The organism is Corallococcus sp. Z5C101001, assembly GCF_007352635.1.
GTDB classification, from domain to species: domain Bacteria; phylum Myxococcota; class Myxococcia; order Myxococcales; family Myxococcaceae; genus Corallococcus; species Corallococcus silvisoli.
In genome coordinates this window covers 1,094,256-1,118,717 of sequence record NZ_VKLU01000005.1, presented here as the reverse complement: position 1 = coordinate 1,118,717, position 24,462 = coordinate 1,094,256, and the positions used below count along the sequence as shown (strand labels likewise).

The 24,462-nt window shown below is 71.2% G+C and carries 11 protein-coding genes; 5 read left to right on the top strand and 6 right to left on the bottom strand.

What is annotated here, in order from left to right; all coding sequences use genetic code 11:
* Positions 1-63: 63 nt before the first annotated feature.
* Positions 64-1,692, top strand: coding sequence for a phosphatidylserine/phosphatidylglycerophosphate/cardiolipin synthase family protein (locus FOF48_RS14945; RefSeq protein ID WP_186001912.1), 1,629 nt, complete (start codon positions 64-66; stop codon positions 1,690-1,692).
* A gap of 23 nt (positions 1,693-1,715) precedes the next feature.
* Here the strand turns inward: FOF48_RS14945 and FOF48_RS14940 are convergent, their stop codons facing one another.
* Together FOF48_RS14940 and uvrA are read right to left on the bottom strand one after the other, a co-directional pair.
* On the bottom strand, positions 1,716-3,158 hold the full coding sequence (locus tag FOF48_RS14940) for a POT family MFS transporter (RefSeq protein WP_143902016.1): 1,443 nt from the start codon (positions 3,156-3,158) through the stop codon (positions 1,716-1,718).
* A gap of 23 nt (positions 3,159-3,181) precedes the next feature.
* Entirely contained in the window at positions 3,182-6,055 is a 2,874-nt protein-coding gene (gene uvrA, locus FOF48_RS14935; RefSeq protein ID WP_143902014.1) for an excinuclease ABC subunit UvrA, read from the bottom strand.
* Between the two features lie 437 nt (positions 6,056-6,492).
* Here uvrA and FOF48_RS14930 point away from each other — a divergent pair, with 437 nt between their 5' ends.
* Complete coding sequence (locus FOF48_RS14930) at positions 6,493-9,417, top strand: choice-of-anchor D domain-containing protein (protein ID WP_235685669.1); 2,925 nt, start codon at positions 6,493-6,495, stop codon at positions 9,415-9,417.
* Positions 9,418-9,501: 84 nt separating this feature from the next.
* Entirely contained in the window at positions 9,502-10,437 is a 936-nt protein-coding gene (locus tag FOF48_RS14925) for a metallophosphoesterase (RefSeq protein ID WP_143902010.1), read from the top strand.
* Here FOF48_RS14925 and FOF48_RS14920 read toward each other — a convergent pair.
* The 4 genes from FOF48_RS14920 to FOF48_RS14905 form a co-directional block, all read right to left on the bottom strand.
* Positions 10,427-11,572 carry a hybrid sensor histidine kinase/response regulator gene (locus FOF48_RS14920; protein WP_255442179.1) on the bottom strand — a complete coding sequence of 382 codons (1,146 nt, stop codon included), beginning with the start codon at positions 11,570-11,572 and terminating at the stop codon, positions 10,427-10,429. The two genes, FOF48_RS14925 and FOF48_RS14920, sit on opposite strands and share 11 nt — an antisense overlap.
* 170 nt (positions 11,573-11,742) lie before the next feature.
* A complete protein-coding gene (locus FOF48_RS14915) occupies positions 11,743-12,582 on the bottom strand; it encodes a protein-glutamate O-methyltransferase CheR (protein ID WP_255442178.1) in 840 nt (279 codons plus the stop codon).
* Positions 12,579-16,001 carry a response regulator gene (locus FOF48_RS14910; RefSeq protein WP_143902007.1) on the bottom strand — a complete coding sequence of 1,141 codons (3,423 nt, stop codon included), beginning with the start codon at positions 15,999-16,001 and terminating at the stop codon, positions 12,579-12,581. Before FOF48_RS14910 ends, FOF48_RS14915 begins: the two co-directional genes overlap by 4 nt.
* A 162-nt stretch (positions 16,002-16,163) precedes the next feature.
* On the bottom strand, positions 16,164-17,072 hold the full coding sequence (locus FOF48_RS14905) for a phosphatase PAP2 family protein (RefSeq protein WP_186001911.1): 909 nt from the start codon (positions 17,070-17,072) through the stop codon (positions 16,164-16,166).
* Between the two features lie 448 nt (positions 17,073-17,520).
* Here FOF48_RS14905 and FOF48_RS14900 point away from each other — a divergent pair, with 448 nt between their 5' ends.
* Both FOF48_RS14900 and FOF48_RS14895 read left to right on the top strand, forming a co-directional pair.
* Entirely contained in the window at positions 17,521-20,766 is a 3,246-nt protein-coding gene (locus FOF48_RS14900) for a PD-(D/E)XK nuclease family protein (protein ID WP_143902005.1), read from the top strand.
* Entirely contained in the window at positions 20,763-24,452 is a 3,690-nt protein-coding gene (locus FOF48_RS14895) for a UvrD-helicase domain-containing protein (RefSeq protein ID WP_143902003.1), read from the top strand. The genes FOF48_RS14900 and FOF48_RS14895 overlap by 4 nt, the downstream gene beginning before the upstream one ends.
* Positions 24,453-24,462: the final 10 nt, after the last annotated feature.

The following is a 24,462-nucleotide window of genomic DNA, read 5'->3' as shown; positions in this document are numbered from 1 at the left end:
ACGTCCCTGCTCAGGGGCTCGCCTATGCTCACTGCGTGGCGTCCACCGGTGGAGCGTTCGACGATGAATGCGGTCAGTGAAGGCAATGCGGTGCAACTGGTGCTCGACGGGGAGAACTTCTTCCGCGCCCTGGAGGACCTGCTCGACACGGTGGCGAAGGCGGAGCCGGGGCCCGACACCTACGTGCGGCTGGCCTACTGGGAGATCAGCCAGGACCTCCGGCTTCCCAGCGGCACGACGCTCGTCCCCAAGCTCAAGGGGGTGGCGGACCAGGGCCACCCGGTGGACCTCATCATGTGGTGCCCGGCCCGGCTCGACGTGCGCTTCGACAAGAACATGAGCGCCGGCATCCTCGCCGTGAACGAGAAGACGGCCGCCCAGGTGGGGCGCTACGACAGCAAGAACAAGAAGCGGCCGGACGGACGGATCCGCTGCCTGCTGGAGGTCTACAACGGGTGGAATGGTTCGTCCGTCCACCAGAAGATCGCGCTGTTCAGCGTGGCGGGGAAGCTGACCGCGCTCATTGGCGGGTTGAACCTGGCGAACTTCTACTGGGACAACGAGGCCCACGACGGGGACGAGGGCGGCGGCATGGGCGAACCCCCGCTGGAGAACACGGTGCATGACACCGCGCTGCTCCTCCGGGGCCCCGGCGCCGTGGACATCGAAACGGAGTGGCTGCGCCGCTGGCAGAAGCGCTTCTACGAGGTCGGCACCCTGACGGGCCAGGCGGGCAGGGCGACGTCGCCCATCAGCGACCCCACCGAGTACGACGAGCTGCCGCGCGCCCGGCGCGATGAGCAACTGCACAAGAGCCAGAAGGTGTCGGTGCAGATCGCCACCACCAACTCGGAGAGCTACCTGGGCCGCTCCACGGACATCCAGTCCCTGCTGGTGGAGGAGATCCGCAAGGCCCAGGACAGCATCTACTTCGAGGGCTTCGCCTTCAGTGACCCGACGCTCGTCACCGAGCTGGTCGCCCGGCTCAAGAAGCCCCGCCCGCCGAAGGTCTGCGTGATGGTGCCCTATCCCTACAAGGGCAACCCGTTCCCCTTCGACTACCTGAACTACATCTCCTTCGCGAAGCTGTCCCTGGCGGGCTGCACGCACGTCACCGTGGCGGGAAAGCGGGTGGCGCGGGACGACTGCTCCGTCTGGAAGATCAACGAGAGCCTCAACGCGTGGAGCACGCTGCGCAGCATCACGTCGATGGTCAGCAACACCTGGCTGGAGAAGGACAGCTTCACCTTCCACCCTCAGGGGGGAACCTCCACCACGGTGCCCCTGCTGTCACTGGAGGGCTTCGAGGGCGACCGGGTGCGCTTCCTCGCGCCGTTCCATGGCGACACGGCCATCTACATCCACTCCAAGCTGGCGCTGTTCGATGACCGGGTCGCGGTGGTGGGCTCCGCCAACTTCACCTACCGGAGCATGGTCTACGACGGGGAGCTCAGCGCCTTCATCCGCGACGAGGCCTCGGCCCGGAGCATCCGCGACGCGCTGTATGGCCACTATGTGGACGGCTACAACCCCACGAAGTGCGCGTGGATCGCGGACAGCCGCTATGTCCGTGCGCGGAAGGAGGACGTCCCCTCCAGGGCGCACGGGCTCGTGGCCCTGACGGTCAACGACTTCCCCCGCGTCCTCCCGGACGACCCGTCGTACAAGAAGATCAACCACACCTTCATCTGACGGCGGGCCCCGGTCCCCGTGGGCTACGCCGGCTTGGGCTCCACCGCCGGCGCGTGGCCAGCCACCGGGGCCTTCGCGTCCGCCTGGAAGTAGTCGTGCACGACGAAGCGGCGCGCCACCAGCGCCATGCCCACCGCGGCCACCAGCGCCATGCCCGCGTAGAAGAAGAACTGCCCCGCGCCGGTGAAGACGTTGAGCGCCGCGGCGATGGCCACCGCCACGTTGGCCAGCGTGTTCGTCACCAGCCAGACGCTCTGCACGGTGCCCTTCATCTCCCGGGGCGCCTGCGTGTACGCGAACTCCAGGCCCGTGGTGGACACGAGGATCTCCCCCACCGTCAGCACGATGTACGGCAACAACTGCCAGGTGATGTTCAGCGTGGCTCCGCCCTCCATCGCCACCTGGAAGAAGCCGGCGATGAGGAACGACACCGCGCCGAACACCAGCCCCAGGGGCATGCGCCGCAGCGGCGTCAGCTCCCAGCCCAGCCGCTGGGAGAGCGGGTAGATGACGGCGGTGAGGAACGGAATCAGCAACATCACCAGCAGCGGGTTGATGAACTGCATCTGGCTGGGCTGGAACACCAGGCTGCCCACGTGCGGATCCATCGAGCGCGCCTGCACCACCCAGGTGGACGCCTTCTGGTCGAACAACATCCAGAAGAAGGGGATGAAGGGCAGCATCAGCCCCGCCACCCGGAACACCGCCTTCACGCCCTCCACCGCCTCCGCCGGGTGCGTCGCCTTCGCGCGGTCCAGCCAGTGGCCCCCCCGGGGCGCGTCGCCCTTGAAGGCGCTGGCCACCACCTTGAGGAAGGAGTGCGGGTTGGGGCCCGTGGGCGGCACCAGCACGTAGTGCTTGCGGCCCGCCCAGAAGATGACCGTCGCCAGGAACATCAGCACGCCCGGCACGCCGAACGCCACCGCCGGCCCGAACTTCGTCATCAACAGCGGCACGAACAGCGACGCGAAGAACGAACCGAAGTTGATGGTCCAGTAGAAGATGGCGAAGACCTTCTTCACCAGGTGGCTGTTGCCCGCCGTGAACTGGTCACCCACCATCGCGGCGACGCACGGCTTGATGCCGCCGCTGCCCACCGCGATGAGCGTCAGGCCCGTGTAGAAGCCCGTGGCGTTGTCCTCGAAGAACGCCAGGCACGCGTGCCCCGCGCAATACACGAGGCTCAGCGCGAAGATGGTCTGGAACTTCCCGAAGAAGCGGTCCGCCAGGTAGCCACCGATGAGCGGAAAGAAGAACACCCCCGCCATGAACAGGTGGAACAGGCCCTTCGCCTGCGCCTCGCGCGCGCCCACGTCGGGCACGTGCGTGCGCAACAGGTAGTCGATGAAGAACACCGTCAGGATGTTCCGCATCCCGTAGAAGCTGAAGCGCTCGCAGGCCTCGTTCCCGATGATGTAGGGAATCTGGGGCGGGAAGCGGTTGGTCGGGGAGGAGGTCTCGGCCATGACCTCCACCCTACCGGGGCCCCTCAGGCCGCGTCCACGCGCTTGCCAATGCGGGCCCGGCGCGCCTTGCCCAGCACGTGCTTCAAGTAGCGGCCCGTGTGGCTGGCCTCCACCCGAGCGACCTGCTCCGGCGTGCCGGTGGCCAGCACCTGCCCGCCGCCCGCGCCGCCCTCCGGCCCCAGGTCGATGAGCCAGTCCGCGCTCTTGATGACATCCAGGTTGTGCTCGATGACGAGCACGCTGTTGCCCGCCTCCACCAGCCGGTTGAGCACGGAGAGCAGCTTGCGGATGTCCTCGAAGTGCAGGCCCGTGGTGGGCTCATCCAGGATGTAGAGCGTGCGGCCCGTCGCCACGCGCGCCAGCTCGCGCGCCAGCTTGATGCGCTGCGCCTCGCCGCCGGACAGGGTGGGGGAGGGCTGGCCCAGCCGCAGGTAGCCCAGGCCCACGTCACCCAGCGTCTGGAGCACGCGCATGATGTCCTTGTGCGCGCTGAAGTGGTCCATCGCCTCGCGCACGCTCAGGTCCAGCGTCTCCGCGATGTTCTTGCCCTTGTAGCGCACGCGCAGCGTCGCTTCGTTGAAGCGCTTGCCGTTGCAGACCTCGCACGGGACGTACACGTCCGCCAGGAAGTGCATCTCCACCAGCTTCACGCCGTCGCCCTCGCACGCCTCGCAGCGGCCGCCCTTGATGTTGAAGCTGAAGCGGCCCGGGCCGTAGCCGAACGTGCGCGCCTCCGGCGTCATCGCGAAGACCTCGCGGACGGCGTCGAACACCTTGGTGTACGTGGCCGGGTTGCTGCGCGGCGTGCGCCCGATGGGCCGCTGGTCGATGTCGATGACCTTGTCCAGGTGCTCCAGGCCCTTGATGGCCTTGTGCTTCCCCATGGGCTCGCGGCTGTCGTAGAGCGCCCGCGCCAGCGCCGGATACAGGATTTCATTGATGAGCGTGGACTTGCCCGCCCCGGACACGCCCGTCACCGCCGTGAAGATGCCCAGCGGGATGTCCGCGTCCACGTTCTTCAGGTTGTTCTCCGTCGCGCCCACGATGGAGATCTGATGCTTCGGGTTCGGCTCGCGGCGCGACTCGGGGATTTCAATCTCCTGACGCCCGGACAGGTACGCGCCGGTGAGGCTGTTCTCGTCCGCCATCACCTGCTTCGGCGTGCCCTGGGACACCACCTGCCCGCCCAGCTCGCCCGCGCCGGGACCGAAGTCCACCAGGTAGTCCGCCTCCTCCATCGTCTCCTCGTCGTGCTCCACGACGATGACGGAGTTGCCCAGGTCGCGCAGCCGCTTGAGCGTCGTCAGCAGCTTGCCGTTGTCGCGCTGGTGCAGGCCGATGGAGGGCTCGTCCAGGATGTAGATGACGCCCGTCAGCTCGCTGCCCATCTGCGACGCCAGCCGGATGCGCTGGCTCTCGCCGCCGGACAGCGTGGACGCGGTGCGGTCCAGCGTGAGGTAGCCCAGGCCCACGTCCACCAGGAAGGACAGGCGGCTGCGGATCTCCTTGAGCAGCTCCTGGGCGATCTTCTCCTCCTGCTTGCTCAAGTCCAGCTTCGTCAGGAACGCGCGCGTGTCCGTGATGGTCAGCCGGCTCAGCTCCACCAGCGTGCGCTCGTGCACCTTCACCGCGCGGCTCTCCGGGCGCAGGCGCTCGCCCTTGCAGGACGGGCAGGGCTTGTCGCTGAAGTACTTCTGGAGCTCCGCCTTGCGCGCCTCCGACGTCGTCGTCTTGAAGTTGCGCATGGTGCGCGCGAGCAGGCCCTCCCACTCCATGGTGTACTGGCCGCTGTCGCCCCACTGCACGGTGAAGGACTTGCCCTTCACGCCGTTCATCAGGACGTCCTTCTCCCGCTTGGACAGCTTCGCGTACGGCACGTCCAGGTCGATCTTGAACGCCCCCGCCAGGCTCTCCACGAAGTCCGCCGTCCAGCCCTCGCCCCGGTTCATGCCGCTGGCCCACGGCTCGATGGCGCCGTCGCGGATGCTGCGGCCCTGGTCCGGCACCAGCAGGTCCGCGTCCATCTCCGGCCGGGTGCCCAGGCCGTTGCAGTCCGTGCACATGCCCAGCGGGTTGTTGAAGGAGAACGACGCGGGCGTGAGGTCCCCGAAGGACAGGCCGCACGCGGGGCACGCGTTCAGCTCGCTCATCACGCGGTCGGACGCGGGCGTGCCCTTCTCATCCGTGATGATGAGCGTGCCCTTGCCCTCGCGCAGCGCCGTCTCCACGGAGTCCGTCAGGCGCGTGCGCAGGTCCGGCTTGAGCACCAGCCGGTCGATGACGAGCGCGATGTCGTGCTTGGACTTCTTGTCCAGCTCGATGCGCTCCTCCAGCTCCCGCAGCTTCCCGTCCACGCGCGCGCGGGAGAAGCCGCGCTTCTGCGCCTCCGCGAGCAGGTCCTTGTGCTCGCCCTTGCGGTTCGTGACGATGGGCGCCAGCACCTGCAGCTTGGTGCCCGCGGGCAGCTTCATGATCTCATCGACGATCTGCTGCGCGCTCTGCTTGCCCACCTTGCGGCCGCAGTTGGGGCAGTGCTGCACCCCGATGGAGGCGTAGAGCACGCGCAGGTAGTCGTGCACCTCCGTCACCGTGCCCACCGTGGAGCGCGGGTTGTTGCTGGCCGCCTTCTGCTCGATGGAGATGGTGGGCGACAGGCCCCGCAGCGTGTCGTAGCGGGGCTTCTCCATCTGCCCCAGGAACTGGCGGGCATAAGAGGAGAGGCTCTCCACGTAGCGGCGCTGGCCTTCCGCATAGAGCGTGTCGAACGCGAGCGAGCTCTTGCCGGAGCCCGACACGCCGGTGAACACCACGAGCTTCTTCTTCGGGATGTCCAGGGAGACGGTCTTGAGGTTGTGCTCCCTGGCACCACGGATGGAGATGACGTCGGGCTCGGACATGGGGGCGCGCTTTATCACTGAAAGGGTGTTCCGGTGCACGCAAAGGCGTACGCCCGGGAGGATTCTGGGGGAACACCGGGCGCCGCCCCCCGCATCCCTCCGTCCAGGCCAGCGCGCGGCCGTCCTGCACACACCACCGCCCCCTCCCAGCCGTCTCACGGCACACGAGGGCAGGAGGTCGGTGAAGCAGCCACCGTTTGTGAAGCTTTTTCAGTCGATTCCACGAAATGTCGAATCGCACGTTTTGCTTGTTTAGGGTCGTTCCCTTGAGTGGGCGCCTGTTTGCCGTGTTGGCGGTGTGACGTCGCCTCGTTGGAGCGCCCAGGCACCTGGGTTGCACCTTTCCACGACGGCCGGATCCACGTGCAGGGCTGAGTGGGGGGACACCGGTGCCGTATGTGGGAAAGACGGGACTCCGTATGCGTGGACTGCGATGGATGTCGTTGGCTTTGGCGGTGGCGGCGTGGACGGCGTGTGAGCGGCCCACCTTCCAGCAAGCCCATACGGGGTTCGCCGCGCGGCCGGAGGTCCTGGAGTTCGGCGCCGCCGCGGTGGGCCGCACGAAGACGATGACGCTGCGGCTGACGAACCAGGGACGCGCGTCGTACCGCGTGGAGGGGGCCCGTTCGTCGCTGGCCAACGTGAGCATCCCCGCCTTCGAACCCTTCACGCTGTCGTCGGGCGCGGAGCACGAGCTGGAGGTGCGCTTCACGCCGGACGTGGAGGGCGCGGTGCAGGGGCAGGTGGAGGTGCTCACCGACGCCTCGGGTGAAGCGGCCGCGCAGGTGCCCGTCAACGGGCGCGGCGTGAAGGCGCTGGTGGAGGTGACGGAGTCGGCGCTCGACTTCGGCAACGTGAACCTGGGGCTGGTGGAGATGCGCGAGGTGACGGTGCGCAACCCCTCCGACGTGGAGAGCCCGTTGGTGCTGTCCGTGGCGGGCGCGGACGCGGATCAATTCTCCGCGGGGGCGGGGCTGCCGTCCTCGCTGGCGCCGCATGAGACGCGCAAGGTCCCGGTGGCCTTCAGCCCGGTGCGGCTGGGCACCGCGCAGGCGGCCCTGCAGGTCACGGTGTGCGACGGCTGCGAGCCCGCGCTGGTGACGCTGACGGGCACGGGGGTCGCCAGCATGCTGGAGGTGACGCCGCTGCGCGTGGACTTCGGCCGGGTGGCGGTGGGCGCCACCGCCGAGGCGCGCATCACCGTGCGCAACCAGGGCAATGAGATGCTGCGCTATCAAGGCGCGTCGCTGCTGGAGGATCCGTCGGGCGTGTTCCAGGTGGTGAGCGCGCCGGTGCTCCCCAACGACGCGCTCCTGCCAGGGGCCATGGTGGAGCTGCGCGTGGCCTTCAAGCCCGTGGCGACGGGCCGGGTGCGCGACGGCCGCGTGGAGGTGGCCGTGCGCAAGCCGTCCACGACGACGCCGGGCCCCAAGGTCTCGCTGACGGGGGAGGGCGGCGCGTCGTGCGTGGAGGTGACGCCCGCGCACCTGTCCTTCGGGCAGGTGGCCTTCGGGATGACGGCCACGCGCAACGTCACCGTGCACAACCGCTGCCGCGAGGAGGTCGCCGTCAGCCAGCTGGTGCTCACCACGCACACGGGGGGCTACTTCACGCTCGCGCAGCCGCCGGCGAGCCAGCCCCTGGCGCCCGGCGCCAACCTCAAGGTGGGCATCACCTTCAGCCCGCGCGAGGGCGTCACGGGCGCGAGCGGCGGTCAGCTGGCCGTCACCACCCATCAGGGTGGCTCCAGCGCCACGGATGGGGTGACGCTGTCCGGGGAGGGGCGCACCTTCCCTCCGTGTGAGTACCTGCTGCCCGCGTCGCTGGACTTCGGCCGGGTGCCGGTGGGGTCGGAGATGGCGCTGGGCGTGACGTTGCGCAACACGGGCGTGGAGCCCTGCTACCTGTCGGCCCTCCAGCTCGCGTCCGGGTCGGACCCCGCGTTCCGCGCGGAGCCCGTGGCGAACGGCGTGCTGGCGCCCGGCAAGAAGGCGACGCTCGTCGTGCGCTTCCAGCCCCCCGCGGACGGGGACTTCCAGGGGCTGGCGGAGGGCTGGGTGAGCCACCCCACGCGGGGCCACCCGCTGGTGAACCTGTCAGGCCAGGGCGTGCACGGGTGCTTCTCCGTGCAGCCCACCACGGTGGACTTCGGCACCGCCCGGCTGGCGTGCGGTGCGCGCACCCGCGAGCTGGTGGCCTACAACCAGTGCACGGACGCCGTGACGGTGGCGGGCATGACGCTGTCGCAGCCCGGCGGGGAGTTCTCGGTGGCGGGGCCGCTGCCCGCCACGATTCCGGCGGGCGGGCGGGCGAAGCTCACCGCGAAGTACACGCCCGCGGAGGAGGGGGACGACGCGGCCACGGTGCGCTTCACGCTCAAGGATGGCTCCGTCTTCAACGCGGGGCTCGTGGGGCGGGGGCTCGCGAAGACGAACCAGACGGACCGCTTCATCCAGGACGCGGAGGCGCGCGTGGACGTGCTCTTCGTCGTCGACAACTCGGGCTCCATGATGGAGGAGCAGCAGAGCCTGGGGGAGAACTTCGCGGCCTTCCTGACCGCGGCCTCCGCCGCGCACGTGGACTACCGCATCGGCGTGACGACCACCGGCCTGGATCCCTCTCCGGGCGGCTGGTCCGAGTGCCCCGGCGGCGCCCAGGGCGGTGAGAACGGGCGCCTGTTCCCGGTGGACAACTCCAGCCCGCGCATCATCACGCCGCAGACGCCCAACGCGGCGCAGGTCTTCGCCAACAACACGCACGTGGGCGTGTGCCACTGGAACGAGCAGGGCCTGGACGCCGCGTACCGCGCCCTGTCGGAGCCGCTGCTCTACAACCTGGACGACCCGCGCACGCCCCAGCCGAACGACGGCAACGGCGGCTTCCTGCGCGAGGACGCGAAGCTGGCCATCATCGCGCTGTCGGACGAGGAGGACTTCAGCTCGCAGCCGGTGGACTTCTACGAGACGTACTTCCTGGCCCTGAAGGGGAACGACCCCTCCAAGGTGACCTTCAACGCCGTGGTGGGCCCGGAGGACCTGTCCACCTGCCCCACCTCCAGCAGCTCCGGCACCCGCTACATGGAGCTCGCCCGGAAGCTGGGCGGCGTGGTGGACAGCATCTGCACGCCCAACTGGGCCACGTCGCTGGAGAAGCTGTCGGAGAGCGCCTTCGGCCCCAACCGCACCTTCCCCCTGTCGGAGTCGCCCGCGAACCCGGGCGCCATCTCCGTCCGGGTGGACGGCGTCCCGGCGACGGGCGGGTGGTCCTACGACGGGCGCGCGAACGCCGTCATCTTCGACCGGTCGCGCGCGCCGGCCCCCGGGGCCCTGGTGGAAATCACCTATCCGCTGGGATGCCCCTAGCCTGGACGGCCTATCGTCCGTCATTGGAAAGACACGGCGGGGGATGACTCGACAGCGCGCGGCGGGGGGCCTTGAGTGAAGGGCATGCCGCAGGACTCCCTCCTCGTCGCCGCGCTGGGTGACATCCACGGACGCTTCCACCGGGTGGAGGCCTGGCTGGACGCGCTCGAGCAGGCGCGCGGACGCCGGGTGGACCTGGTGCTGGCGGTGGGGGACGTGGAGGCCTTCCGGCGCGCGGACGACCACCGGCGCAAGGCCGCCAAGCGCTCCATGCCCGCGGAGTTCGCCGAGTACGCGGACGGCCTGCGCCGCGTGAAGCGGCCGCTGTACTTCATTGGCGGCAACAACGAGGACTTCGAGGCGCTGCACGACCTGCAGGACGGCGGAGACCTGGCCCCGGACGTCCACTACCTGGGCCGCGCGGGCCTGCGGGAGCTGGACGGCCTGCGGGTGGCGTACCTGTCCGGCATCCACGCGCCGCGCTTCATCGATCAGCCGCTGCGGCGCCCCACGTCGCTGGATACCTCGAAGCAGGCGGGCTACTTCCGCGCGTCCGAGGTGGAGCGGGTGTCCGCCGCGCGCGACGTGGACCTGCTGCTCGTCCACGAGTGGCCCCGAGGCATCGTGCAGAAGGCCCGCGACGAGCCGCCCTCGCCGCCGCGCCCCCTGCCGTCGCCGTGGATTGGCAACCCGGTGACGCGCAAGCTGGTGGACGCGGTGCAACCGAAGTGGGTGCTCTGCGGGCACTCCCACAAGCCCTTCGCCGTGTCGCTGGAGTCGCACGGGCGCGCGCCGTCGCGCGTGGCCTGCATGGACCAGGCGTCCCGGCCGGACACCTCCGTGTTCTGGCTGGAGTTCGAGGGCCGCGAGGCCCAGCGCGCCGGCTGGGGCATCACGGGCGTCACCGCCTGGGAGGCGGGGCAGCGCTGGGGGCTGCACACGCTGCCCCCGGGAGTGCCGGAGTCCGGGCCTGGCAACGGGACGGACAGCGAGCCCCGGGGCGACGGCGCTACAGCTTGACGACGTCCACGCCCTTGCGCGGCAGCTCCACGCGGAACTCCGTGTAGGGCCCGGTGCCGGAGTGCACCTCCACGCCGCCCTGGTGGGCCTGGATGATCTGCTGGACGATGTAGAGGCCCAGGCCCAGCCCGCCCTTGCGCCCCCGCTGCTGCTGGCCTCCCCGGAAGGGATCGAAGAGGAAGGGCAGCAGGCCGGGCGGGATGACGCCCGCGTTGGTGACGGTGAAGCGCAGGGCGTCGTCGCGCGTGCCGTCCACGCGGATGCGCACGGGCTCCGCGGCGTCGCCGTGCTGGAGCGCGTTGCCGATGAGGTTGGAGGCCACCTGCGCCAGCCGGTCCGCGTCCCAGTCCCCCACGAGGTCGCCGTCCTGCTGCACCTCGATGCGGTGCCGAGGCCACGCCGTCTGGTGCTCCTGCACCATGCGCTGCAGCAGCTGCCCGAAGTCCGTCTCGCCCCGGCTCAGGGGGATGCCGCCCGCGAGCCGCGCGCGGGCCAGGTCCAGCACGTCTTCAATCATCCGGCCCATGCGCTTGCCCGCGGCGAGCATCCGCGTGGCCGTCTTCTTCACGGCCTCGTCCTCCGAGCGGCGCTGGAGCAGGTCCGCCGCGGTGAGGATGGCGGAGAGCGGGTTGCGCAGGTCGTGGCCCAGCACCGCGGTGAACATCTCGTTGAGGCGCAGGGTCTCCGCGAGCGTGTCCAGCTGCTGGGCCAGCTGCTGCTTCTGCCGGTGCATCTGGAAGAAGACGCCCGCCTTGCCGCGCAGGACGTGCGCCTCCAGCGGCTTGTAGAGGAAGTCCACCGCGCCGGCCTCGTAGCCCTTGAAGACGCGCCGGGGGTCGCCCGTGCCCGCGGTGACGAAGATGATGGGCACGTCGCGGGTGCGCTCCGAGCCGCGCATCAGCTCCGCGAGTTCAAAGCCATCCATCTCCGGCATCTGCACGTCCAGCAGCGCGAGCGCGAACTCGTGCCGCAGCAGCAGCTCCAGCGCCTCGGCGCCGGACCGCGCGCAGTGCACCTCCACGTCGTCGCCCCGCAACACGGCGGACAGCGCGAGGAGGTTCTCCTCCAGGTCATCGACGACCAGGCACTTCACCCGGGAGGCCACGGGCCGCGACTCCTTGCTGAGGACGGACACGTCAGATAGCACCACCCGCTCCCCCTGCCTGAAGGACGTCGGGCATCTGTTCAAGAGGAAGCACGGCGTCCGCTGGCGTCCTCGCGGACGCGCCCACGGCCATGGCGTCGACGCGGCCCGGGGGATGCTCGGAGCGGTGGCTCGGGGGGCTCATGGACGAAGGGCTCCTCCTAGCGCTTCTGGTAGAGCCGGTCCTCGGGGACGAGGGGGGCGAACGCGGACTCGTGCGAGGAGAAGCGCAGGGATTCGCGGGCCCCCAGGCCCAGGAAGCCCTTGTGGCAGAGCGACTCCGTGAACAGGCCCAGCGCGCGCTCTTGCAGCTCGCGGTTGAAGTAGATGAGCACGTTGCGGCACGACAGCAGCTGCACCTCCGCGAAGACGCTGTCGGTGGCCAGGCTGTGGTCCGAGAAGACGATGTGGGCCTTGAGCGAGCGGTCGAACACCGCGCCGCCGTACGCGGCCGTGTAGTAGTCCGACAGTGACGTGCGCGCGCCCGACAGCCGGTGGTTCTGGGTGAAGGACGCGATGCGGTCCACCGCGTACACGCCGGCTTCCGCGCGCTGGAGGGCGGTGGGGTTGATGTCCGTGGCGTAGAGGAGCGTGCGCTCCAGCAGCCCCTCCTCGCGCAGCAGGATGGCCAGCGACCAGGCCTCCTCTCCCGTGCTGCACCCGGCGATCCACACCTTGAGTGACGGGTAGGTGCGCAGCACGGGCACGACCTGCTCGCGCAGGGCGCGGTAGTAGGACGGGTCCCGGAACAGCTCGCTCACCTGCACGGTGAGGTAGTCGAGCAGGGCGGGGAAGAGCGGGGGCTCGTGCAGGACCCGGTCCTGGAGCTGGGACAGCGTGGCGCAGCCGAAGTGCTCCGCGGCCTGGGCCAGCCGTCGCTTGAGCGACGACACCGCGTAGCCACGGAAGTCGTGGTGGTACTTGAGGTAGAGCGCTTCGAGCAGCAGCCGCAGCTCGATGTCGAAGTCCTTCGAGGCCACGTCGAGCATGCCCGTCCTCATGCCTTGGGCATCCACACGCGCAGCAGCGACAGGAGCTTCTCCACGTCCAGCGGCTTGGCGATGGAGTCGTTGGCGCCGGCCTGGAGGCACTGCTCCTGGTCATCGCGCATGGCCTTCGCGGTGAGGGCGATGATGGGCAGCTTCTTCCACTCCGTGCGCTTGCGGATCTCTCGCGTGGCGGTGAGCCCGTCCATCTCCGGCATCATGATGTCCATCAGCACCAGGTCCACCGCGAGCTGCGGCTGGGCCAGGCTCTTCGTGAGCAGCGCCAGGGCCTCCCGGCCGTTGCGGGCGATCTCCACCTTCGCGCCCCGGGGCTCCAGCACGCTGGAGAGGGCGAAGATGTTCCGCACGTCGTCCTCCACCACCAGGATGCGGCGGCCCTCCAGCGCGGACTCGCGGTCGCGCGCGGCCTGGAGCATGCGCTGGCGATCCGGCGGGAGGCGCGACTCCACCTGGTGCAGGAACAGCGTCACCTCATCCAGGAGCCGCTCCGGGGAGCGCACGCCCTTGATGATGATGGAGCGGGAGAAGCGGCGCAGGCGCTGCTCCTCGTCGCGGCTGAGCGCGCGCCCGGTGTAGACGATGACGGGGGGGAAGGACACGCCCTCCTCGGCGGCCATCCGCTCCAGGAACTCGTGGCCGCTCAGGTCGGGCAGGTGCAGGTCCATCACCATGCACTCGAAGGTGCGCTCGCGCAGCCGCTGGAGCGCGTCATTCGCGGTGGCCACGCCCTCCACCTCCACGTCCTCGGTCTCCAGCAGCTTCTGGATGCTCTCGCGCTGGCGGGCGTCGTCCTCCAGCACCAGCACCCGGCGGGTCCCGGGCGTGAACTTCGTCTCCAGCTTGCGGAAGACGTCCAGCAGCTGTTCGCGCTGCACGGGCTTGAGCGCGAAGCCCACCGCGCCCAGCTCCAGGGCCTCGCGCGTCTGGTCCTCCACGGACAGCACGTGCACCGGGATGTGGCGCGTGCGCGGGTTGCGCTTGAGTTGATCCAACACGGAGAGGCCGGAGTGGTCCGGCAGGTTCATGTCCAGCAGGATGGCGTGGGGCTGGTGGCCGACGGCGGCCTCGAGGCCCTCCGTGGCGGTGGAGGCCAGGAGGCACTGGAAGCCCAGCTCGTGCGCCTCGTCGCGCAGGATGCGGGCGAAGCGCGCGTCGTCCTCCACCACCAGCAGCACGCGCGAGCCGGGCGTGAGGTGCTCGCGGTCGTCCTCCAGGCCGGCGGGAGGGGGCGGCAGCGGGGCGGAGGCTCGAGGCGCCGGGCGGGCGGAGGCCGCCGCGTCTCGGACCGGGATGGCGGCGCCCGGGCGCAGGGGCAGGGTGAGGGTGAAGGTGCTGCCCTCGCCCGGGGTGCTGCGCACGGTGACGTCACCGCCCATCAGGCGCGCCAGGTCGCGCGAGATGGACAGGCCCAGGCCGGTGCCGCCGTACTTGCGGTGCGTGCTGCCGTCGGCCTGCCGGAAGGCCTCGAAGATGGCGTCGTGCAGCTCGCGGGGGATGCCGATGCCGGAGTCGCGCACGGAGAAGCCCACGAGCCCCGGGCCCGCGGTGGCGATGGTGAAGGCCACCTCGCCGGCTTCGGTGAACTTGAAGGCGTTGGACAACAGGTTCTTGAGCACCTGCCCCAGCCGCTGCGGGTCCGTCTCCAGGGTGGGGGGCACGTCCGGTGCGACGGTGAAGGAGAAGTGCAGGTCCTTCTGCTTCGCCACGGGCTCGAAGGTGCGGCCCAGGCTCTCGACGAGGCGCTGGATCGCGACCGGCTCCGGCCGCACCTCCACCTTGCCCGCCTCGATGCGCGACAGGTCCAGGATGTCGTTGATGAGGGCCAGGAGGTCGTCGCCCGCGGAGCCGATGGTCCGCGCGAACGTCACCTGTTCGGCGGTGAGGTTGCCCTCCTTGTTGTCCGCCAGCAGCTTCGCGAGGATGAGCGAGCTGTTGAGCGGCGTGCGCAGCTCATGGCTCATGTTGGCCAGGAACTCGGACTTGTAGCGGTTGGTGCGCTCCAGCTCCGTGGCCTTCTGGGTGAGCGTCACCTGCGCCAGGGCCAGGTCATCGCGCTGGGTCTCCAGCAGGCGTGCCTGTTCCTCCAGCTGGGCGTTGGTCTGCTCCAGCTCCGCCTGCTGGGTCATCATCCGCGTCTGGGATTCCTTGAGGATGCGGCTCTGCTCCTCGATCTCCTCGTTGGAGACGCGCAGCTCCTCCTGCTGGGCCTGCAGCTCCTCGGCCTGCCGCCGCGTCTCCTCCAGGAGTTGTTCCAGGCGGGTGCGATCATGCGAGGCGCGCACCGCCACGCCAATGGAGTCGGACACGCGTCGGAGCAGCTCCAGGTCCGACGGGTACACCGGGTGCAGGAAGCCCAGCTCCACCACCGCGTTGACCTGCCCGTCCACCTGGGCGGGGGCGATGAGGACATGGCGTGGTCGTCCGTGGCCCAGGCTGGAGGCGATGGGCAGGTAGCCTTCGGGGACGTCGCGCAGGTGGATGGCGCGCCCGTCCTTGAGGGCCTGTCCGGCCAGACCCTCGCCGGGGCTCAGGGTGGCGTGCTTCGTCGCGAAGTCAGCGGGCAGCGCGTGGCTGGCGACGCGGCGGAAGCGGCTCGTGGCGTCCGCGAGGTAGAGCGCGCCCACCTGGGCATCCAGCGTGTCGGCGAGGACGCGCAGGATGTTGTCGCCCAGCTGGTCCAGGCGCTGCTCACCCTGCATGCGCGTGGCGAGCGCGTTGTGCCCGGCCTGGACCCACGCCTCGATGCTCCGGGCCCGGAAGTCGCGCGACGCGATGTACGCCGCCATGCCAATCAGCGCGAACAGCAGGGCGGAGCCGGCCCAGGTGACGACGAGGGACAGCGTGGCGGAGGCCTGGAGTTCGGCGGTGCGCTCCGCGAGCAGCTGCTGCTCCTCGGTCGCCATCTGCCGGACGACGGCGCGGAGGGCGTTCATCGCGGCGATGCCGCGGTCCTCCTTCACGACGGCGATGGCCGCGCGGCTCTCTCCCCGCCGTTGCAGGTCGATGGTCTGCTGGAGCTCCGCGAGCTTCTCCGTGACGGCGCGCTCCAGGGCCTCCAGGCGCTGCTGTTGGAGGCCGTTGTCGCGGGTCAGCTCGCGCAGGCGCTCCAACTGGCCCGGCAGCGACTTCTTCGCGCCCAGGTAGGGCTCCAGGTAGCTCTCCGCGCCGGTGAGGAGGAAGCCGCGCTGGCCGGTCTCCGCGTCCTTCATCGCGGACAGCAGGCCCTCCAGTTGCTCCACGACCGAGAGGGTGTGCGTCACCAGCTCGCCCGCGACCGCGCGCGATTGGAGGGTGCGGTAGGAGAGGAAGGCGATGGCGAGGATGGCCACCGCCGCCACCGCGAAGCCCGCGAACGTGGATGGGGGCAGGGCCGGCCCGAAGCGCGGTGCGTCCTTCGCGTGGGACGGGCTCATGGGCACCGCCCCGAGGAGCACGGAGGGAGGACGATCAGGATGGAGCGCACGGAGGGACCCGTCCGACGAAGGTGAACGGATCGCCTACCATGCCGGCCGCGTGCCTCCAGGGGGCGTGGAGGCCGAAGTGTCGGCTTGTGCGCGGCCGGCGGCCCTGCGGGCCTAGAACGAGCCCGTCAGGCCCACCATCTGCCGGCCGATGGCCGGGTTGAGCGACAGCGAGGACCGCCGCGCGGCGGACGAGGAGGCGTCGTCCGTGCGGCCGTGCAGGAGCAAGGGCACGGCGACGCCGAACGCGGAGCCCACCACCGCGCCGGTGAGCACGTCGGTGAGGTAGTGCTTGTCCGCGGCCATGCGCAACGCGCCCACGGACGCGGCCAGCGGGAGCCCCACGCCCCAGATGAGGCCCTGGTGCTTGTAGCCGCGCATCGCGGCGACGGTGCCCGCGGACACCACCAGGGAGAAGGCCAGGTTGGTGTGTCCGCTGTAGAAGGACAGGTTGTTGTCGTTGGGGTGGGCGGTGAGGGCCTTCTCGGCCTCCGGCAGCGCGTGGACGAAGGGGCGCTCGCGGCCGACGCTGAACTTCACCGCCTGGTTGACGACGGAGGAGAGGACGGCGCTCTCCACCATGATGGTCGCGTCCTGCGCGAAGAGCTCCCCGGACGCGTTGCTGGAGCGGCCCACGGCGTACTGCGCTCCGAGCATTCCCAGGGGCAGGCCCGCGAACCCGATGAGGTTGCTCCATGTGTTCGCCCGCTTGCGCGACGCCTCGGTGCCTCCCCGGATGCCTCGGCCCCAGCGGTCCAGCCGGTTGAGCGTGTCGGTGCCGTCCGGAGCGCGGTCGCACCAGTGGCACCGCGCCGGGGCCAGGCTGTCCTTGAACACCGTCTCGCTGGAGATCCACAGCACGCCCGCGGTGCCGGTGATGATGCCGTCCCGCGTCCAGTCGAAGCGCAGCGCGCGCGGCGTGTCCGACGCGTCCTGCGCGAACGCGGGCGACAGCGGCGTCAGGAGCAGCAGGCAGAGAGTGACGAGGGTCCGGCAGGAGGCGCGCATGAGGCGCCGGAGCATAAGGGGGCTCCCACCCTTTCCGGCAATCCCGGATGCCTGGACTCAACATCCGCGCCCAGCGCGATCGTGGACACGCCGACCCGCGTGCTCCTGAGCGCTCAGCGCCCTCACGTGCTCCTGGCGCGAACCCGCGCGGCTTGACGAAGGCGCCGCGCCCAAGGGGCTCGCGCGAGCTTGCGGGACAGCGCCCCATGTGGCCCACGTCCGCGCACCCGCGCTGCTTGCTCGCGAGGTGGACGCGTTCCTCTCCGCGCGCTGAAAAAGCGGGCCTTGCGCGGAAGGACCCCGGGCTGAGCGGGGCTGTCCCAGGTCGGGTGGAAGCCCCGCGTCCTTGGACTTCCCGGGTTCCAGAGGTCAGCAGGCGGGCGGACAACGGGTGAGGGTGTGGGAATGCAGCGAAAGGAGCATGAAAACGGCGCCCCTGGCCGTTCTAGAGTCCTCGCCCCGCATGTCCCGTCCTGGCCGCACACTCCACGTCTTCCCCGATGCCGCGCGCCGTCAGGCCGCCCTGCGGGCGGAGGGGCGTGCGCGGGGGATTTCGGTGGGGACCCACCTGCTCACGTGGGGCGACTTCGTCCACGCGTTGGGTGGGGCGGGCGAACTCAACCGGCGCCCCTGTCCGGCGATGACGGCGCGGGCGGTGGTGGCGGGCCTGGGGAGCCTGTTGGGCGCGACGCCGTTCGGCGACTACGTGCGCGAGCCCGCGTTCGCCCGGGCCGCGGCGGAGGTGCTGCTGGACCTGAAGGCGGGCCGGCTCTCCGCGCGCGAGCTTCAAGATGCCGCGGAGGTGCTGCCGCCGGAGCGCCGCACCCGCGCGCGCGTCCTGGCCCGGCTCTACCACCTCTATGAGCAGCGGCTGGCGGAGCTGGGGCTCGCGGACCGGGAAGACGTGCTCCGGGGCGCGCGCGAGGCGATGGCCCGGGGCGCGTGGCCGGCCGGCTGGGATGGGGTGACGGGGCTGGTGCTCCACGGCGTCTATGACGTGCGGCCGTCGAAGCTGGAGCTGCTGATGGGCCTGGCGGCGGCGTGCGAGGCGCGGCGGGTGTCGCTGCGCGTGGAGACGCCGGTGGGCGGCTCGCCCGTGGCGGACGCGGCGCTCGCGGCGCTGTTCCGGGCCTTCGAGAACCGGGGCGAGACGATGCCCCACGTGGACCTCTTCAAGGCGGACGTCACCTTCGAGGGCCGGCCCTTCACGGACCTGGGGCGGCACCTGTTCTCCCCTCGCGCGGCGCGCGACGTGCTGAAGGGCGCGGTGGAGGGGCTGTCGGTGTGGAACGCGACGTCCGCGCGCGAGGAGGCTCGCGTGGTGGCCCGCGACGTGCGGCGGCTCATCGCGGCGGGCAGCGCGCCGGGCGACATCGCCATCGCGTACCGCGACCTGGGCTCGGAGGCCGGGTGGCTGGCGGAGGCGCTGGGGGAGCTGGGCGTGCCGGTGCGGCTGCCCTGGGGGGAACCGCTCGCGCTCGCGGGGCCGGTGCGGCTGGCGCTGGAGCTGCCGGTGCTGACGGAGGACGGCTTCCCGGCGGAGCGCGTGGCGGAGCTCGTCTCCAGCCGCTACGTGCCCTCGCTGTCGCGAGGAGGGCCGGACGCGCCCGCGGCGCTCTTCGCGCTCGCCGCCGCGCGGGATGACCGGCTGGGCGCGACGCGGGGCAAGGGCGCCTACGACGTGCGGCTGGATGGGCTCGCGCGCCGGATGGCCGCGCAGGGCGGCAAGCGCAAGGAGGACGCGGTCAAGGTGATGGCCGTGCGCGCGCTGCGCGACCGGGTGATGCGGCTCATCGACGAATGCCGGCACATCCCCCACGAGGCCCCGGCCGCGGAGTCGATCTCCGCGTGGTGGAAGGTGGTGGAGCGGCTGGGGCTGCTGGACTCCGCCGGGCCGCGGGAGCCGCGTGCGCCGGGCGTGCTGGGCGCGCGCATCGAGGACGCCAGGGCCCGGGACGACGCGGCGCTCGCGGCGTTCCGCCAGCGGGTGGAAGCGCTGCTGCGCTCGCTGCGCGCAGCGGGCGGTGGGCCGCGCATCCCTCGCCGCACGCTGGGCCGGTGGCTGTCGGACGCGCTGCGGGACGTGCACCTGCCCGCGCGGGGCTCGGCCACGGGCGCGGTGGAGGTGCTGGACCTGGGCGATGTGCCGGGCCGCACCTTCCGCCACCTCTTCGTCGCGGGGCTCACGGAGGGCCGGCTTCCCGGGCGCGATCCGCCGTCGCCGCTGCTGGGGGACGCGGAGCGCGTGGCGCTCAACCAGCACCTGGGCCGGGACGTGTTCCGCCTCACCGGAGGCGAGTTCGACGACCGCGCGCCGTGGCGGCTCACCGAGGACCGGTTGCTCTTCGCCAGCGCGCTCGCGGCGGCGGAGGGGTCGTTGAGCCTGTCGTTCGCGGCGAAGGCCGCGGGCGGACAGGAGCAGGTGCCCTCCGCGTTCCTGGAGGAGGTGCGGCGGCTCACGGGCCACACGTGGGCGACGCGCACGCTGCCGCCGGTGCTGCCGTTGGATGAGGTGCTGACGCGCGCGGAGCTGCGGCGCACCGTGGCGCTGGAGGCGCTGGCGGGCCTGTCCTTCCCCAGCCTCCGCGTCACCGAGCCGGATCCGGCGGGCCCCCTGCTCAAGGAGCAGTTCGGGACGGACGACTGGTTCCGCACCGCGCGCGAGCTGGCCCACATGGAGGCCGCGCGCCTGCGCTTCTTCGGCCGCGAGGAGGAGCCGCCCGGGGAGTTCACCGGTGGGGTGCAGGGGCCGGAGCTGGAGAAGAAGCTGCGGGAGACCTTCCACTTCGGCCTGGAGCGCCCGCTGTCCGCGAGCGCCCTGGCCCGCTTCGGCAACTGCGGGTTCCAGGGCTTCGTCGCGTACGGGCTGAAGGTGGCCGAGCCCGTGGTGCCCGGCGAGGACTTCGACGCCCGGGGGCGCGGCACCTTCTGGCACCGCGTGATGGAGGAGGTGTTCCAGGCGCTCAAGGACCAGAAGCTCCTGGGGCAGGCGCCGGAGGACATCCCCGAGGAGGTGCTGGAGAAGGCGGTCAAGAAGGCCAGCCGGCACTTCGCGGAGCTCCACCACGTGGGCCACCACGAGCTGTGGAAGCTCGCGGGCGAGAAGGCGCAGGCGATGGTGCGGCGCATCCTCGCGGATCAGGGGCGGGGCCTGCCGTTCGACCCGCTGGTCCCGGAGGGCTTCGAGTTGCAGTTCGGTCCCGCCGCGAAGGATCCGCGTTGGAGCGACGTGAAGCTGATGGTGGCGGACGACGCCATCGTCTTCGAAGGGCAGATCGACCGGCTGGACACGGCCGGCGTGGAAGTGGGCGTCATCGATTACAAGACAGGCCGCCTGGACAAGCGCACGCTGAAGGAGAACCTGCTGCGCTCGGACTTCCAGCTCCCGCTGTACCTCTACGCCGCGCGCGAGGCGGGCCACGTGGGCGCGCGCAACGCGGCGTGGTTCTCCCTGCGCACGGGCGCGGCCATCCACCTGTCGGACGTGCTGCCTCCCGCGGAGCTGGAGGACCTGCTGTCCACCGACCCGGAGGTGCGCCAGCGCGTGGCGGATGCCGCCGGACTCAACCTGCCCAACGCGGTGGAGACGCTGGTCCAGCGCCTGCGCAAGGGCGACTTCCCGGCGCGGCCCAATGACTGCGGCCGGTGTGGCTACCGCGCGGTGTGCCGCATCACCGAGCGGCGCGTGACGGACGAGGGGAGCGGATGAGCGACACCGCGCCCCACATGCTCGCGCTGGAGAAGAACCTGGCCCTGATGGCGGGCGCGGGCGCGGGCAAGACGTACAGCCTGGTGACGATGACGCTGCACCTGTTCGCGGGGGCGCGGGAGGCGGTCGCCGCGCTGCGGCCGTCGCGGCTGTGCATGCTCACGTTCACGGACAAGGCCGCGGCGGAGATGCGCAGGCGCGTCCGGGAGCGCCTGGACATGCTGGCCCAGGGGGACGTCCCCCTGGACGCGGAGAAGGACCTGCGCGCGTCGCTCGCGCGGCTGGAGCGTCCGTTCCCCACGCAGGACGCCTGGCGCAAGGTGCGCGAGGAGTTGGGCGCCGCGACGGTGGGCACGTTCCACTCGCTCTGCGGCCAGCTCCTGCGCCGCGCCCCGCCCTCGGTGGGCATCGATCCCGCCTTCGAGGTGCTGGACGAGCTGGAGTCCGCGGGCCTGCTGGAAGACGTCACCGAGCGCGTGGTGCTGGATGCCCTTGAGGGCGGTGATGCGCGCGTGCGCGAGCTGTGCGCGGAGCTGGGCTTCTCCGGCTCCGGGTTCTCCGACGGCCTCGTCGCCGCGTTGATGGACGTCTACGGCAAGCTGCGCGAGGAGGGCCTCAAGGCGGCCTCGGCGCGCGTGGGCGACGGCGCGGCGGACAAGGCACAGCTCGAAGGGCTCATCCAGGACTGCCACCGGCTGTGCGCCGAGGCCCGGGCCCAGGACCTCAAGGTCGAGTGGAGCTCCCTGCTGTCCGTATGCGAGCGGGCGCTGGTGGGGATGACGCCGGACACGTTCCTGAAGCCGGAGCACTTCCCCTCGCTCCGCAACGCGCTGCTGTCGGAGCCGCGCAACCTGGCGAACCTGCGCAAGGGCGCGGGAGCGTGCCTGAAGGAGCTGCTCTGGAGGGTGAAGGGCAAGAGCGACGGATCGGTGCGGCGGCTGGAGGATGCGTACGCCGCGTGGCGCACGGCGCCCTTCGAGGCCACCTTCCGCGACCTCCTGGGGCAGGTGGAGGCACGGCACGACGCGGAGCTGTCGCGGCGCAACGTGTTCGACTTCACGTCGCTGCTGGTGAAGGCGCGCGACCTGCTGCGCGACCATCCGGAGTTCCGCCAGCAGGTGCAGGAGCGGCTGGGTGCGCTGCTGGTGGACGAGTTCCAGGACACCAACCGGCTTCAGCTGGAGCTGGTGCTGCTGCTGTCGGAGCGGCGCGAAGGCGGTCCTCGCGAGCTGACGCCGGACGCCGACCTGGTGGCCGCGCTGCCGCTGGAGCCCGCGTTCCTATGCGCGGTGGGGGACCGCAAGCAGTCCATCTACGAGTTCCGCGGCGCGGACGTGTCCGTGTTCAAGGTGCTGGCGGACAAGATCGAAGCGGAGGGCGGCGCGCGCGGCTTCCTCCAGAACAACTACCGTTCGCTGCCGGGCGTCCTGACCTTCCTCAACCGCGCGTTCGCCGGGCTGCTCGTGGCGCGCGACGCGGAGCCCCGTCCGTTTGAGGTCATCTACGACGCGGCGACGGACGACCTGTCGTCCACGCGTCCGGCGCTGGCGGAGGGCCCCGGGGTGGAGCGGCTTGCGTTGCCGGAGGCGGATACCGCGCCGGAGCTGCGCGAGTACGAAGCCGACGCGGTGGCCCGCAGGCTGCGGGTGATGCTCGCGCCCGGGGCTCCAGCGACGGTGATGGCGGAGGACAAGAAGGGCCTGCGGCCCGCGCGCGGTGGCGACGTGGCCATCCTCTTCCGGACCTTCACCCACCTGGAGGAGTACCGGCAGGCGTTGATCCGCCACGGCGTGCCGCACCGGGTGCTGCGCGGCCGTGGTTTCTACGGGGCGCAGGAGGTGCGGGACCTCGCCTCGCTGCTGGCGCTGCTCGCGGACGCGGATGACGCGCTGGCGTTCGCCGCGGTGCTGCGCTCGCCGCTGGTGGGCTTGTCGGATGCATCGCTGTTCCGGCTCGCGGGGGACCTGCCCCTGTCGCTCGGGTCGCCGCGGCTGGTGGACATGGACGTGCGCGCCGCGATGTCCGGGCGGGAGCAGGCACGGCTGGCGCGCTTCCTGGAGCTCATCCCCGTGCTGCGGAGGGAGCGGGATCGGCTGGGGGTGCACGCCCTGTTGCAGGCGGCGCTGGAGGCGACGGGCTACCGCGAGGCGCTGGCGGGTTCGCCCTACGCGGAGCAGGCGAGCGCGAACGTGGAGAAGCTGCTGTCGCTGGCGTCGCGCCGGGACGAGCGCGGCACGGGCGGGTGCGTGGCCTTCGCCAGGGAGCTGCGCCAGCTGGCGGACTCCGACCCCAACGAGGCGCAGGCGGACCTGCTGGATGAAGGCGACCCTCGCGCCGTGCAGTTGCTGACCATCCACCGGGCCAAGGGTCTGGAATGGCCGGTGGTGGTGGTGCCCGGGATGGGCGGACGCAGGCGCGTCACGTCGGCCCGCGCGTCCTTCGAACGTTCGTTCGGGGTGGCGCTGCGGCCGTGGATGCCGGACTCGCTGGACAGCTTCACCTCCGAGCGCTTCGAGGCGGTGCGCGCGGAGCTGAAGGCCCGCGAGGACGCGGAGTACCTGCGCCTGCTCTACGTGGCCCTCACGCGCGCCAGGGACCTGCTGGTGCTGTCGGGAGGCGAGGAGAAGCGCGCGGGCACCGACACGTGGTGGCACCGCGTGGATCGCCGTCTGGACGTGGATCCGGAGCTGCGAGCGCTCGCCGTCGACGTGAACGTGGAGCAGCTGCCTCCACCCGCGGATCCGGAGCCCCCCACCGACGAACAGCGGGAGCAGGCGCGGCTGCGCGTCGAGTCCGCGCTGGAGCGCCTGTCCACGGACGCGGCGGGCGAGGACTCCGCGCTGGTCCACGTGGAGCCCGCGGGCGAGGGCTCACCGGTGGTCGCCTCCATGCGCGCGGTGCAGGACTTCCTCACGTGTCCACGCCGCTACCACCATCTCCACCGACTGGGGCTCGCGGTCGGATCCGAGCCGTGGGAGTCACCCGCGAGCGCGGCGCCGCTCTTCGTCGAACCCGACAGCTGGCTGCCGGTGGAGCGTCCGGATCAGCTCGTCCGTCGGCTCCTGCGAGAGGTGGACTTGTCGCTCGCGGGGCCGGAGGTGGAGGCAGCGGAACGTCGCGCGCACCTGGAGGGTCTGCTGCGCGACGCGGGGCGGGATCCAGAGGAGGAGGGCCTGTCCGCTGTCCTGACCTCGGTGGAGGGCTTCCTGGGCACGGCCTTCGCGCGGCGGCTCGCGGCCACGCCCTCGTCCTCCATCCACCGGAGCCTGGACTTCGTGCTGGACCTGGAGGACGGCGCCAGCGTGGAGGGGGCGGTCGACCTGTTGTGGGAGTCACCCGAAGGCGAGGCCGTGGCGGTGCTCCTGCGCCCGGGTGCTCGCCACCCCCTGGGGCCGGCCGCGTGCGCTCACGAGCTGACAGTCCTGGCCCTGGCGGCGGCGCGGATGGTGCGGGAGGGGGTCCCGGTGCGGGTGGGCGTGGCCTTCCTGGGCGAGCCGTCTCCGGAACCGGAATTCCTCCCGGCCGGATCCGCCGACGCGGGGGCGGTGCGGCGGTTGGCCCAGGGTGTCCGGGCGCTGGTCCAGGAGGAATCCACGGGAGGTTGGCCGGGGTGGGACAAAGCGGCCTGCCAGGCCCTCCACTGCGGCTTCGCGGAACACTGTCACCCGGCCCCTCCCGCGTGCTAAGCGGCGGGCA